At 69.0% G+C, this 13,777-nt stretch carries 8 protein-coding genes; 6 read left to right on the top strand and 2 right to left on the bottom strand.

Annotated elements, in window-relative coordinates; genetic code table 11:
- The first annotated feature begins 7 nt into the window (after positions 1–7).
- On the top strand, positions 8–4,378 hold the full coding sequence (locus BM43_RS19940; protein WP_036049570.1) for a translocation/assembly module TamB domain-containing protein: 4,371 nt from the start codon (positions 8–10) through the stop codon (positions 4,376–4,378).
- 132 nt (positions 4,379–4,510) lie between these two features.
- Here the strand turns inward: BM43_RS19940 and metG are convergent, their stop codons facing one another.
- Positions 4,511–6,667: a methionine--tRNA ligase gene (gene metG, locus BM43_RS19935; protein ID WP_036049571.1), complete on the bottom strand. Its 2,157-nt coding sequence runs from the start codon at positions 6,665–6,667 to the stop codon at positions 4,511–4,513.
- Between the two features lie 555 nt (positions 6,668–7,222).
- Positions 7,223–7,873, bottom strand: a complete 651-nt coding sequence (locus BM43_RS19930) for a YiaD family glycine zipper/OmpA-like lipoprotein (protein ID WP_013699058.1) — start codon at positions 7,871–7,873, stop codon at positions 7,223–7,225.
- 346 nt (positions 7,874–8,219) lie between these two features.
- Here BM43_RS19930 and apbC point away from each other — a divergent pair, with 346 nt between their 5' ends.
- From apbC to BM43_RS19905, 5 genes are all read left to right on the top strand, one after another.
- The gene (apbC, locus tag BM43_RS19925; protein ID WP_036041144.1) at positions 8,220–9,308 is read left to right on the top strand and encodes an iron-sulfur cluster carrier protein ApbC; all 1,089 of its coding nucleotides are present in this window, start codon (positions 8,220–8,222) and stop codon (positions 9,306–9,308) included.
- Positions 9,309–9,434: 126 nt separating this feature from the next.
- On the top strand, positions 9,435–9,965 hold the full coding sequence (locus BM43_RS19920) for a superoxide dismutase family protein (RefSeq protein ID WP_013699056.1): 531 nt from the start codon (positions 9,435–9,437) through the stop codon (positions 9,963–9,965).
- Between the two features lie 106 nt (positions 9,966–10,071).
- A complete protein-coding gene (gene dcd / locus BM43_RS19915) occupies positions 10,072–10,641 on the top strand; it encodes a dCTP deaminase (RefSeq protein WP_013699055.1) in 570 nt (189 codons plus the stop codon).
- Positions 10,642–10,727: 86 nt separating this feature from the next.
- Positions 10,728–13,007 (top strand): arginine/lysine/ornithine decarboxylase, encoded by a 2,280-nt coding sequence (locus BM43_RS19910; RefSeq protein ID WP_013699054.1) that lies wholly within the window; start codon positions 10,728–10,730, stop codon positions 13,005–13,007.
- A gap of 2 nt (positions 13,008–13,009) precedes the next feature.
- Positions 13,010–13,750 (top strand): lysozyme inhibitor LprI family protein, encoded by a 741-nt coding sequence (locus tag BM43_RS19905; RefSeq protein ID WP_036049574.1) that lies wholly within the window; start codon positions 13,010–13,012, stop codon positions 13,748–13,750.
- Positions 13,751–13,777: the final 27 nt, after the last annotated feature.

Below are 13,777 nucleotides of genomic sequence, written 5' to 3'. Positions count from 1 at the left end.
TTCCAGCATGACCAAGCACGATTCCCCGCCACCGCCGAACGACGCGCCGCCGCCGCGAGACGAGCCCCGCCAGCCGCCGCCGCGCCGGCCGCGCCGGCTCGGCCGCGCGCTGGCCTGGAGCGCCGGCGTGCTGCTGCTGGTGGTGGTGCTGCTGGCCGGCGCGCTGGCCGCGGCGGTGATGACCGAGCGCGGCACGCGGCTGGCCTGGCAGGCGGCCGTGGCGGTGTTGGGCGGGCGGCTCTCGGGCACGCTGGAGGGCGGTTCGCTGGCCGAGGGCGTGAGGATCTCGAAGCTGGCCTGGGTTCCCCCCGGCGGCAAGGGCACCGAGGTGCGGATCGACCATGTGGAAGGGCGCTGGGCGCTCACGCGCGCGCCGCTGCGCTTCACGCTCGACTACCTGCGCGCCGGCACCATCGACGTGACGGTCGTGCCGTCGCCGTCCGAGACCACGCCCACCACGCTGCCGGAGAATCTCGATCTTCCGTTGCAACTGACGCTGCGCGAGCTGCGCTTCGATACGCTGCGCATCCACGAGGCGGGCTCGACCACCGAGCTGACGAAACTGCTCGCGCACGGCCAGAGCGATCGACGCCATCACGCGCTCACGCTGGAGCGGCTCGATACGCCGTTCGGCGCGCTGACGGCCGATGTGCGGCTCGACGGCGCGCGCCCGTTCGCGATCGCCGGCACGGCCGGTTATTCGGGCAAGGTGTCGAACGAGCAGGTCGACGCGCATGCCACGCTGTCGGGCTCGCTCGAGGCGCTGGTGCTCGACCTCGACGCTTCCGGGATGAAGCTGGCCGGGCGCGCCCATGTGGAGGCCGCGCCGTTCGGCGCGGTGCCGCTCACGCGCGCCACGCTGGCCTTCGATCACGTCAATCCGCGCGCGCTCGCGCCGGGCGCGCCGCAGGCCGACCTGGCGGTGCGCGCCGCGCTGGCGCCGGCCGGCGAGTTGGCGGCCCAGGACGACAGCGTCTCGGGGCGCGCGCTGGCCGCGCTCGCGGCTTCGTCGGCTTCGTCGGCTTCCTCGGCGACGGCTGCCTCGGCTAGCCAAGTGGCGGCGGCTGCGGCTTCCGCTGCGTCGTCGTCGACGGCCGCATCGCGCAGTCAACTCGCGGCAGCGTCCCCGGCTTCCGCCGCGAGCGCCGGCTCGGCCGCTGCCGCGTCTTCCGCGTCCGTTGCGCAGCACGGCGCCGCCGCGGGCAAGCCACCGCTGGTGGTGGCCGGCACGCTGTCGGTGGTCAATGCGGCGCCCGGCACGCTGGCCGAAGGCAAGATCCCGCTGGTCGACATCCACGCCAGGCTGCGCCTGGATGCCCACACGCAGCGCATCGACGATTTCGTGATGCGCATGCTGCGCGAGGGCAGCGTGACGGGCGGCGGCGCGCTGGCCGCCTCGCGCGGCCGCTTCGACCTGAAGCTGGCGAATCTCGACCCGACGCTGTTCTCCAGCGCGGTGCGGCCGATGCGGCTCGGCGGCCCGGTCGCCGTCACGCTCGACGGCGGCTCGCAGCGCGCCACGGTCGAGCTGAGCGATCCGAAGCTCGCGCTGGGCCTGAGCGCCGACCTCACCACCGACGCGAACGCCACCACCATCCAGCGCGCGCGCGTGTCGGCGGGCAAGGGACGCGTCGACCTGAGCGGCGTGCTCAAGCACGACAAGAATTCGAGCTACCAGTTCAAGGCGAACCTGGTCGACTTCAATCCGCTGGCCTTCTCGACGCTGAACCCGGGTAGCTCGGCCCCCCCGAAGGGCGGGGCGGGCGGCAAGGGCCGGGCCGCCGCGACGGCCAACGCGAAGCGCGGCGCGACCGCCACCGCGAAGACCGCGACGGCAAGCGCGACCCGGACCGCCGCCGCGCCGTCCCGCGCGGGCCGGCCCGTCGATGCGCGCGTCAACGGCACGCTCACGGCGAGCGGCGCGCTCGCGCCGGCCCTCACCACGAAACTGCAGTTCCGGCTCGGCGACAGCGTCTACGACGGCGTGCCGATGACGGGGCAGGGCACCGTGCAGGTGGCCGGCACGCGCCTGTTGCCGAGCACGGCCGAACTCTCGGTGGCGGGCAACCAGGTCTCGCTGAACGGCAGCTTCGGCGCGCCGGGCGACCGGCTGCGCTTCGCGATCGACGCGCCGCAGCTCGACCGGCTCGGCTTCGGCCTGCAAGGGCTGGTCGCCGCGCACGGCGAGGTGACCGGCAGCATCGCGCATCCGAACGTCGCGGCCGACTACCGAGCCACCGGCGTGGTGGTCGGCAGCAACCGGATCGGCTCGGCCGAGGGCAGCGCCGAGATCCGCGACGGCGCGAATGGCGCGCTGTCGCTGACGGTCGATGCCAGCGACCTGGCGCTGGGCTCGCTCGACCTGAAATCGGTCAAGGCGAAACTGGCCGGCACGCGCGCGCGACATACGCTGCAGGCCTCGGCGATCGGCAATGCCGAAGGGCGCGTGATCAACCTGCAACTGGCCGCGGCGGGCGGCCTGGTCGAGACCGGTGGCGGCAGCCGCTGGGACGGCACCGTCTCGCAACTGGTCAATCGCGGCACGCCGGCCGTTTCGCTCGACGCGCCGCTGACGGTTTCGGCCGGCGCCGATCGCGTGATCCTGGGCGCCAGCAAGCTGACCGTCGAGGGCGCGGTGCTCACGCTGCGCAGCTTCGCGCTCGACCACGGCACGATCCGCACCGCCGGCACGCTCAGCAACCTGTCGATCGCGCGCGCCCTGCAGGTGCGCGAGTTCCTGACCGGCGAACGCGCACCGGTGCGCACCGACCTCGTGCTCGACGGCGACTGGGACCTGACGCTGGCGGCCAACGCCAGCGGTCACGTGCAGATCCGCCGCCGCGCCGGCGACGTGACGATCGAGGCCGGGCGCGGGATCGCCTCGCTCGGCATCACCGCCCTTGAGGCGCGCGCCGAATTCGGCGCGGGCAACCGGCTCAACGCCACCGTGCATGCCAAGGCGAGCCGGATCGGCACCGCCGACGCGACGCTCGGCATCCCGTTCGCGATGCGCGACGGGGTGATCGGCGTGGCCGAGAACGGCCCGCTGTCGGGGAAGATCGACGTCGACCTGCCGGCGCTGCGCACCACCGGCGGCCTGCTCGGGCCGAGCTACCTGTTCGACGGGCGTGCCGCGCTCAAGCTGAGCGTGGCCGGCACGCCGGCCAAGCCGGACCTGTCGGGCATGCTGACCGGCGACAATCTCTCGGTGACGGTGGTCGACCAGGGCGTGCAGTTGAAGGACGGCATCGTGCGCGTGAAGCTGACCGACAACCTGGTCGACTTCCAGCAGGTCGAGTTCCACGGCGCCGACGGCACGCTGCGCGCCCTGGGCCGCGTGCGGCTGGACGGCAACGCGCCGGACCTGAGCGCCAGCGTGGTGGCCGACAAGCTCGAGCTGTTCGCCTCGCCCGATCGCAAGCTCTCGCTGTCGGGCAGCGCCAGCGTGAAGAACGACGGCCCGCGCGGCCAGCTCGCCATCGACGGCAAGTTCACGGTCGATCGCGCGCTGTTCGACCTGCCGGAATCCTCGGCGCCCTCGCTGTCCGACGACGTGGTGATCGTGCGCCCGGACGGCACCGTGCCGGGCGAGGTCAAGACCGTGGCCGGCGTGCCGAAGTCGATCGCCGAGAAGCCGGCGCCGGCGCTCGGGCCGCGCGCCAATATCGATATCGACCTGGGCAACCAGTTCCGCTTCAAGGGGCATGGCGCCGATCTCGGCCTGCGCGGCACCATCACCGTGATGAGCGCGCCGGGCACGCCGCTGCGCGCGGTAGGCAACGTGCGCGTGACCGAGGGCTCCACTTATTCGACCTTCGGCCGCAAGCTGTCGATCGAGAACGGCTTCTTCACCTTCAACGGGCCGATCGCGAACCCCGGCATCAACATCCTCGCGATGCGCCGCAACCAGGAGGTCGAGGCCGGCGTGCAGGTCACCGGCACCGTGCAGTCGCCGACCGCCAAGCTGGTGTCCGAGCCGAACGTGACCGACAACGAGAAGCTGTCCTGGCTGCTGTTCGGGCACGGCACCGACCAGGGCAACAACCTGGGCCAGCAGAACACCATGACCACCGCGCTGGCCCTGCTCGGCAGCGCCACCGGCAAGCGCGTGGCGCAGACGGTCGGCCTCGACGAGTTCACCATCGGCCGCAGCGACGTGGGCCTGACCGATCCGCAGGTGGTGCAGCTCTCGAAGGCGATCAACGAGCGCTTCGTGCTCGGCTACGAGCAGGGCCTGCAGTCGGCCAGCAATGCCTTCAAGGCGACCCTCAACCTGTCGCGCTTCTGGTCGGTGTCGGCCTATGGCGGCACCTTCCAGGGCGTCGACCTGAACTACACGCGGCGCTTCGATCGCTGGTGGTGGGCGCGGCGGCACTGAGGCCTCGCGTGGATTCGCGCCCCAGGCCAGGCGCCGTTCGCTCGCGAGCGGCGATCGTTCCGGCCGCGTGAAATGAAAAAGCCCGCTCACGAGGAGCGGGCTTTTTGCTGGTTCGCGCTTGCGGCTTGTCGATCAGCTCACGCGCATGCCGGGCTTGGCGCCGCTGTGCGGCTCGAGGATGTAGAGGCCCGGTTCGGCGTTCTCGTCCTTCGACGAGGCGGCCAGCACCATGCCTTCCGACATGCCGAACTTCATCTTGCGCGGCGCGAGGTTGGCGACCATCACCGTCAGCTTGCCGACCAGGTCTTCCGGCTTGTAGGCCGACTTGATGCCCGAGAACACGTTGCGGGTGGTTTCCTCGCCGACGTCGAGCGTCAGTTGCAGCAGCTTGTCCGAGCCCTCGACGGCCTGGCAGGCGACGATCTTCGCGATGCGCAGGTCGATCCTGGTGAAATCGTCGATCGAGATGGTGCCGTCGCCGGCCGGCGCGGCGGCTTCCTTGGCAGGCTTCTTCTTCGCGTCCTTGGCATCCTTCGAGGCCTTGGCCGCGCCCTCGGCGCTGGCGGCCGCGTCGGTGGCGCCCAGCGAGTCGCGGTTGGCGGCCAGCAGTGCCTCGATCTGCTTCGGGTCGACGCGCGTCATCAGGTGCTGGTAGGCATGGATCGGCTGCGTCGAGGACAGCGGCGTGGCCGCGCTGGCCCAGCTGAGCGGCGCGATGCCGAGGAAGGCCTCGACGGCCTCCACCAGCTTCGGCAGCACCGGCTTGAGCGCCAGCGACAGCAGGCGGAACGCTTCCAGGCTGACGCTGCAGGTCTCGTGCAGGGCCACCGCGTTGGCCGGGTCCTTGGCCTGCTCCCAGGGCTTGGCGGTATCGACGTAGCCGTTCACGGCGTCGGCCAGCTCCATGGTCTGGCGCAGCGCGCGGCCATACTCGCGCGCCTCGTAGTGCGCGGCGATCTGCGGGATCGCCTCGCGCAGCGAGGCCAGCAGCGGGTGGTTCATCGCGCTGTCCTGCACGCGGCCCTCGAAGCGCTTGATCAGGAAGCCCGCCGCGCGGCTCGCGATGTTCACGTACTTGCCGACCAGGTCGCTGTTCACGCGCGCCTGGAAGTCCGCGAGGTTCAGGTCGAGGTCTTCCATGGTCGCGTTCAGCTTGGCCGCGTAGTAGTAGCGCAGCCATTCCGGGTTCATGCCGGTGTCGATCACGCTCTTGGCGTTGATGAAGGTGCCGCGCGACTTCGACATCTTCGTGCCGTCCACCGTCAGGAAGCCGTGCGCGAACACGTTGGTCGGCGTGCGATGGCCCGAGAACTCGAGCATCGCCGGCCAGAACAGCGTGTGGAAATAGAGGATGTCCTTGCCGATGAAGTGATACTGCTCGGCGGTCGAGCCGGGGCGGGTCCAGGCCTCGAAATCGAGGCCGAGCCGGTCGGCGAGGTTCTTGAAGCTCGCGTAGTAGCCGACCGGCGCGTCGAGCCAGACGTAGAAGTACTTGCCGGGCGCGCCGGGGATCTCGAAGCCGAAGTAGGGGGCGTCGCGCGAGATGTCCCAGTCGGCCAGCTTGGCCTCGCCTGCGTCGCCGAGCCATTCGCGCATCTTGTTGGTGGCCTCGGGCTGCGCCAGGCCGCCGACCCAGCCGCGCAGGAAGTTCTCGCAGCGCGGGTCGGAGAGCTTGAAGAAGTGGTGCGTCGAGGTCTTGCGCACCGGCGTGGCGCCCGACACCACCGAGTAGGGATTGATCAGCTCGGTGGGCTGGTAGGTCGAGCCGCAGACCTCGCAGCTGTCGCCGTATTGATCCTTGGCATGGCACTTCGGGCACTCGCCCTTGATGAAGCGGTCCGGCAGGAACATCTCCTTGACCGGGTCGTAGGCCTGCTCGATGTCGCGCTCGGCGATCAGGCCCGCTTCCTTCAGCGCGAGGTAGATGTTCTCGCTGAGGACGCGGTTCTCCTCGGAATCGGTGGTGTAGAAATTGTCGAAGGAGATCCCGAAGCTGTCGAAATCGCGCTTGTGCTCGCCCCAGACGCGCTCGATCAGCTGCTTCGGGCTCAGGCCTTCCTGTTCCGCGCGCAGCATGATCGGCGTGCCGTGCGTGTCGTCGGCGCCGACGTAGTAGACCTCGTGGCCGTGCATTCGCAGCGTCCGCACCCAGATGTCGGTCTGGATGTACTCGACCAGGTGGCCGATGTGGATTTGCCCGTTCGCATAGGGCAGTGCGGAGGTGACGAGGATCTGGCGGCGGCTCGAAGGCGCGCCGGCCTGCACGGTATTGAGGTCGGATGCGGACATAGGGTCGTCTGGAAAGCCGCGACGGGTGCGGCGGTAGCACGGGGGAAACGCGTAGGAGTCTGCGATTCTAGCAGGCGGGCGGGAATCGATCGCCGCCTCGCGCGCGGGCTGCCGGAAAGGGCCGTTTTCGTGCCGTTTTCAGCCCGCAAACACGGCAAGGCGCGGATTCTTCGTCGATAGCCGTGACAGTCTTTCGATATGCTTTCGTCGATGCCGGGCTCGGCGGCGGCAGCGATTCGCCGGCACTGGCCAGCTGGTTCGGGAAGGGGAGAGGCGCGGAGGAAATCGACGCGCCATCGCCCGGATTGCTGCGCTGCAGCAGGCGAGCGGCAGGCAAAAAAAACCGGGGCGACTTTTGCCCCGGAGCAACAACGACAAGAGGAGAATGGTGACGCGTCTGCAAAGCAACAGTCGCGTACCGTAAGGAAAGACCCGGCGCTTTCGAATAAGTTCGAAAAAATTTGCGAATCTTCACAGACAGCCGCGAAAGCCTTGCCGGGCGGGCCTGTGCGCATCGCGCACAGGCCCGCCCATCCTCCCGCGAGTCGTCCTCGCTTACTGCTGCGGCTGTTGCGGCGCGCGCAGGTAGATCTCGACGCGGCGGTTCTGCGCGCGGCCGGCCTCGGTGGCGTTGTCGGCCACCGGGTTCGAGGCGCCCATGCCTTGCGCGCCCAGGCGGCCGCCCGCGACGCCGCGCTGCACCAGCGCGGTCACCACGCTTTGCGCGCGGTTCTGCGACAGCGTCTGGTTATGCGCGGCCGAACCCGTGCTGTCGGTGTAGCCGACCACCGAGGCGGTGATCTGCGGGTTCTGGTTCAGCGTCGAGGCCAGGTCGTTGAGCAGCGGGGCGAAGGCCGGCGTGATCGCGTACTGGTCGGTCGCGAAGGTCACCGAGCTCGGCACGTTCAGCTTCAGCGAGCCGTCCGGCTGTTCCGTCACCTGGGTGCCGGTCTTCTGGGCCGACGGTGCCAGGCGGTTCTTGATCGCCTGCCAGTTGTAGCCGGTCACGCCGCCGACCAGGGCGCCGACGCCGGCGCCGATCGCCGCGCCCTTGCCGCCGCCCGCGAGAGCGCCGATGCCCGCGCCGAGTGCCGCGCCGGCACCGGTGCCGACGGCGGTGTTGTTGCCTTGCGGCGAGGCGCAGCCAGCCAGCAGGGCGCCTGCGAGGGCGAAGACGGACAAGCGCGTCGCGATTTTGGTATTCATGTCGAGTTCCTCTCTGAAGTGAACGAGTCGGTCACTACGCGGTGGAGCGCCTCGCGTGGACGAGGCGCCTCAGGCGGGCCGCATGCCCCGTTCGGGACCAAGGCTGTTCGGACGGAGCGGCGTCCAGCCTCTACAATATAGGCGCTGCGGGGCCGATGTGTCCCCGACCTGCACCGCCCGCGATCATTGCGCCGCGGCCGGTTTCGCGCAATGTCGTGCAATAAATTCTTTCACTTTTCCCGTCCGCTGCGCCGCAATCTGACGATTGATGACGTTTCGTCGGCAGAATCGTCGGTATCGAGGCGATTCCGTGACATGCGGGCGAGGTGGTACCCACGGAGTTTCGATGAGTATTGAACGGGCCACTGTCGACGCCGCGCTCGCGGCGCTCGTCGACCCCAACACCGGCCGCCCCTACGCCGCCAACAAGGGCATTCGCGAGGTCTCGATCGACGGCGACACGGTTTCCGTCAGCGTGGTGCTCGGTTACCCGGCGCTCAGCCAGCACGAGGACGTGCGCCAGCGCGTGGCCACCGCGCTGGCCCAGGTGCCGGGCGTGCGCGCCGCGCGCGTGGCGGTCAGCCAGGACATCGTCGCCCATACCGTGCAGCGCGGCGTGAAGCTGCTGCCGAACGTGAAGAACATCGTGGCGGTGGCCTCGGGCAAGGGCGGCGTGGGCAAGAGCACCACCGCCGTCAACCTGGCGCTGGCGCTGTCGCAGGAAGGCGCCTCGGTGGGCATCCTCGACGCCGACATCTACGGCCCCTCGCTGCCGACCATGCTCGGCGTGCACGGCCGCCCCGACTCGCCCGACGACAAGTCCATGAACCCGCTGGTGGGCCACGGCCTGCAGGCCAACTCGATCGGCTTCCTGATCGACGAGGACAATCCGATGGTCTGGCGCGGGCCGATGGCGACCTCGGCGCTGGAACAGTTGCTGCGACAGACCAACTGGCAGGATCTGGACTACCTGATCGTCGACATGCCGCCGGGCACCGGCGACATCCAGCTCACGCTGGCGCAGCGCGTGCCGGTGACCGGCGCGGTGATCGTCACCACGCCGCAGGACATCGCCCTGCTCGACGCCAAGAAGGGCCTCAAGATGTTCGAGAAGGTGGGCATCCCGATCCTCGGCATCGTCGAGAACATGAGCATCCACGTCTGCTCGAACTGCGGGCACGAGGAACACGTGTTCGGCGCGGGGGGCGCGGCGCGCATGGCGGCCGACTACGGCGTGCCGGTGCTCGGCAGCCTGCCGCTGGACATCGCGATCCGCGAGCAGGCCGACAGCGGCACGCCGACCGTGGCCGCCGCGCCCGATTCCGCGGTGGCGGCGCGCTATCGCGAGATCGCGCGGCAGGTGGCGATCGCGATCGCCGAGCGCGCGAAGGACATGAGCGCGAAATTCCCCTCGATCGTGGTTCAAAATACGTAAAACCAGGCGCACGGCGATGTTTCACGCAGGGCAGCCGGGGTATGATGACGACTTTTCCCCTGGTCCCCTTTTTCTGTACGGCCAGCGCGGCTGCCTACCCGGCAAGCGCGCCGGCGTGAGGATCGCATGAAACAACGATTCGACGGGACGGCTGGCGTCACCGCGCTCGCCGTCCTGGCCGCGACGGTCCTGCTCAATGGCTGCACCTCCTTCGCGTCGACCCACGAGAAGCGCGCCGACGCGATGCTGCAGCCGACCGTCGGCAGCCAGACGCGCGGCGCCGTGAGCTTCGTCGAGCGCCCCGACGGGGTGCAGGTCACCTACAACATCGTCGGCCTGCCGCCCAACAGCGACCACGCGCTGCAGATCCACGAGCGCGGCGACTGCAACGCCGTGGACGGCTCCAGCGCCGGCCCGGTGTTCGCGCCCGCGGCCGACCGGCTGCGCGCCGGCGCGCGCGTGGCGGGCGACCTCGGCAACCTCCATGCCGATTCCACCGGCGTGGCGGCCGGCTTCATCGTGGCCCCCGACCTCGCGCTCGACGGCGTGCGCTCGGTGCTCAACCGCTCGGTCCTGATCCATCGCGACGCCAGCGACCCGGCCTTCCCCCAGCACGGCGCGGGGCCCGGCCTCGCCTGCGGCGTGGCGCGCCAATGACGCGCCGCCGCGCGGCGGCCGCGATCGCGTAAAATGTGCGCCTTTCCCTGCCGCCGGCCCGCCCGGCGGCGCGACCCCGATCTGTAGCCTTACCTGGCGCCTTTTTATGAGCATCAAGTCCGACAAGTGGATCCGGCGCATGGCCGAGCAACACAAGATGATCGAGCCCTTCGTGCCCGACCAGGTCCGCGCCTCCGAGGACGGCCGCAGGATTGTCAGCTACGGCACCTCGAGCTACGGCTACGACATCCGCTGCGCCGACGAATTCAAGATCTTCACCAACATCAATTCGACCATCGTCGATCCCAAGAACTTCGACGAGGGCTCCTTCGTCGACTTCAAGGGCGATGTCTGCATCATCCCGCCGAACTCGTTCGCGCTGGCGCGCACCGTCGAATACTTCCGGATCCCGCGCACCGTGCTGACGGTCTGCCTGGGCAAGTCCACCTACGCGCGCTGCGGCATCATCGTCAACGTCACGCCCTTCGAGCCCGAATGGGAAGGCTACGTGACGCTCGAGTTCTCGAACACCACGCCGCTGCCGGCCAAGATCTACGCGAACGAGGGCGTCGCGCAGGTGCTGTTCTTCGAGAGCGACGAGGTCTGCGACGTGTCCTACGCCGATCGCGGCGGCAAGTACCAGGGCCAGCGCGGTGTCACGCTGCCGAAAACCTGATCTGGTTGTTTACCCGCTACGCCAACCAGTGACCGGGTGACCGCTGTGCTTCGCGCGCCGCGGTCGTTCTTTTTGGAGATTCGCCCATGAAGTTTCGTTTTCCCGTCGTCATCATCGACGAAGATTTCCGCTCCGAGAACATCTCGGGCTCCGGCATCCGGGCACTTGCCGAAGCGATCGAGAAGGAAGGGGTGGAAGTCCTCGGCCTGACGAGCTACGGCGATCTGACCTCGTTCGCGCAGCAGTCGAGCCGCGCGTCGTGCTTCATCCTGTCGATCGACGATGACGAGCTGATGCTCGGGGAAACCGGCCCGGACGGCGAACTGCCCGAACTGGCCACCGCCATCCTGGAACTGCGCGCCTTCGTGACCGAAGTGCGCCGCCGCAACGCCGACATCCCGATCTTCCTGTACGGCGAGACGCGTACCTCGCGCCATATCCCGAACGACGTGCTGCGCGAGCTGCACGGCTTCATCCACATGTTCGAGGACACGCCGGAGTTCGTGGCGCGCCACATCATCCGCGAGACCAAGGTCTACCTCGATTCGCTGGCGCCGCCGTTCTTCAAGGAGCTGGTCAAGTACGCCGACGAGGGCTCCTATTCGTGGCACTGCCCGGGGCACTCGGGCGGGGTGGCCTTCCTGAAGAACCCGCTCGGCCAGATGTTCCACCAGTTCTTCGGCGAGAACATGCTGCGCGCCGACGTCTGCAACGCCGTCGACGAACTCGGCCAGCTGCTCGACCATACCGGCCCGGTGGCCGCCTCGGAGCGCAATGCCGCGCGCATCTTCAGCGCCGACCACCTGTTCTTCGTCACCAACGGCACCTCGACCTCGAACAAGATCGTCTGGCACGCCAACGTGGCGCCGGGCGACATCGTGCTGGTCGACCGCAACTGCCACAAGTCGATCCTGCACGCGATCACCATGACGCATGCGATTCCCGTGTTCCTGACGCCGACGCGCAACCACTTCGGCATCATCGGGCCGATCCCGCGCGACGAGTTCAAGCCGGAGAACATCCGCAAGAAGATCGAGGCGAACCCGTTCGCCCGCGAGGCGCTGCAGAAGAACCCGAACGCCAAGCCGCGGATCCTGACGATCACCCAGAGCACCTACGACGGCGTGATCTACAACGTCGAGCACATCAAGGACCTGCTGGGCGACCTGCTCGACACGCTGCACTTCGACGAGGCCTGGCTGCCGCACGCGGAATTCCACGAGTTCTACCGCGACATGCACGCGATCGGCGCGGGCCGACCGCGCACCGGCTCGCTGGTGTTCGCCACGCACTCCACCCACAAGCTGCTGGCCGGCATCTCGCAAGCCTCGCAGATCGTGGTGCAGGACTCGGAGAACCGCACCTTCGACAAGCACCGCTTCAACGAGGCCTACCTGATGCATACCTCGACCAGCCCGCAGTACGCCATCATCGCCTCGTGCGACGTGGCCGCCGCGATGATGGAGCCGCCCGGCGGCACCGCGCTGGTCGAGGAGTCGATCGCCGAGGCGATCGAGTTCCGCCGCGCGATGCGCAAGGTCGACGCCGAATACGGCGACGACTGGTTCTTCTCGGTGTGGGGCCCGGACACGCTGCCCGAGGAAGGGATCGGCTCGCGCGAGGACTGGATCCTGCGCCCGAACGACCGCTGGCACGGCTTCGGCCCGCTCGCGGAAGGCTTCAACATGCTGGACCCGATCAAGGCCACCATCATCACCCCGGGCCTGGACGTGGACGGCGAGTTCGGCGAGACCGGGATTCCGGCGGCGATCGTCACCAAGTACCTGGCCGAGCACGGCATCATCGTCGAGAAGACGGGCCTCTACTCGTTCTTCATCATGTTCACGATCGGCATCACCAAGGGCCGCTGGAACTCGATGGTCACCGAGCTGCAGCAGTTCAAGGACGATTACGACAACAACCAGCCGCTCTGGCGCGTGCTGCCCGAGTTCGTGGCGCAGTTCCCGATCTACGAGCGCGTCGGCCTGCGCGACCTCTGCACGCAGATCCACGACGTCTACCGCGCCAACGACATCGCGCGCCTGACCACCGAGATGTATCTCTCGGACATGGAGCCGGCGATGAAGGCCTCGGACGCGTTCGCCAAGCTCGCGCACCGCGAGATCGACCGCGTGCCGCTCGACGAGCTGGAAGGGCGCGTCACCAGCATCCTGCTCACGCCGTATCCGCCGGGCATTCCGCTGCTGATCCCGGGCGAGCGCTTCAATGCCACGATCGTCAACTACCTGCGTTTCGCCCGTGATTTCAACGAGCGTTTCCCGGGTTTCCATACCGACGTGCATGGCCTGGTGGCCGAGGAAGTGAACGGGCGCGTCGAGTACTACGTCGACTGCGTGCGCGACTGACGATGAACCGGCTCGAGACTTCAGCCCTGGCGCGCGGCTCACGCGCGCGTGGTGCCTTCGCGGTGGCGCTGGCCTTCGCGAGCTGGCTCGGCGCGGCCGCGCCGGCGCGGGCCGAGGTCGCGGCCGCCGACCCGATCGACGTGGCGATGCGCCAGTGCCTGGCGCGGCGCGACCGCTCCTCGACGGTCGGCCAGATCCAGTGCATGGACGAGGCGCGCACCAAGTGGCTCGCGGCCGTCGACGAGGCCTTCCAGCAACTGACGAACGTGGCACCGCCCGCCGCCAGGCGCGGCTGGCAGGAAAGCCAGCGGCGCTGGCTGCTGTGGCGCAAGGACGAGACCCTGCTGACGCAGGCCGTCTACGCCACCACCAGCGGCACCATGTACGCGATGGCGAGCGCCGACATGCGGATCCAGCCGGTGCGCGACCGCGCGCTGTCGCTGCGCGACGCGGCCGATCGCTACGCTCGGCCCAACGGCGGCGCCGATGCCGTGCATCGCGTGCGGGCCTGCTCGGACGACGCGGCCTGCGAGCACGCGCTGTTCGACCTGAACCGCTATTACGTGAAGCTGCAAAAGCGCATGCCGGCGCGTTCGCGGCCGATGCTGGTGCGTGCCCAGCGCGCCTGGGTGAGCTTCCGCGACGGCACCACGCCGATGATCAGCGAGGAGCAGCGCGTCGACCTGATCGGCGCGCGCGTGGCCACGCTCAAGCGGCTGTCGGAGACGGTCAACAACAAGTAGACGAGAAGAGCAAAGATCGCAAGTTCG

The organism is Burkholderia gladioli, assembly GCF_000959725.1.
GTDB lineage: Bacteria > Pseudomonadota > Gammaproteobacteria > Burkholderiales > Burkholderiaceae > Burkholderia > Burkholderia gladioli.
Note: the sequence above shows the minus strand (reverse complement) of the source record. Positions and strands in the feature narration are given on the sequence as shown.

Bases quoted from the DNA above. Each gene is read 5' to 3' on its own strand.
- BM43_RS19940 (WP_036049570.1), top strand. From the start codon at position 8: ATGACCAAGCACGATTCCCCGCCACCGCCGAACGACGCGCCGCCGCCG.
- metG (WP_036049571.1), bottom strand. From the start codon at position 6,667: ATGTCCGCATCCGACCTCAATACCGTGCAGGCCGGCGCGCCTTCGAGC.
- BM43_RS19930 (WP_013699058.1), bottom strand. From the start codon at position 7,873: ATGAATACCAAAATCGCGACGCGCTTGTCCGTCTTCGCCCTCGCAGGC.
- apbC (WP_036041144.1), top strand. From the start codon at position 8,220: ATGAGTATTGAACGGGCCACTGTCGACGCCGCGCTCGCGGCGCTCGTC.
- BM43_RS19920 (WP_013699056.1), top strand. From the start codon at position 9,435: ATGAAACAACGATTCGACGGGACGGCTGGCGTCACCGCGCTCGCCGTC.
- dcd (WP_013699055.1), top strand. From the start codon at position 10,072: ATGAGCATCAAGTCCGACAAGTGGATCCGGCGCATGGCCGAGCAACAC.
- BM43_RS19910 (WP_013699054.1), top strand. From the start codon at position 10,728: ATGAAGTTTCGTTTTCCCGTCGTCATCATCGACGAAGATTTCCGCTCC.
- BM43_RS19905 (WP_036049574.1), top strand. From the start codon at position 13,010: ATGAACCGGCTCGAGACTTCAGCCCTGGCGCGCGGCTCACGCGCGCGT.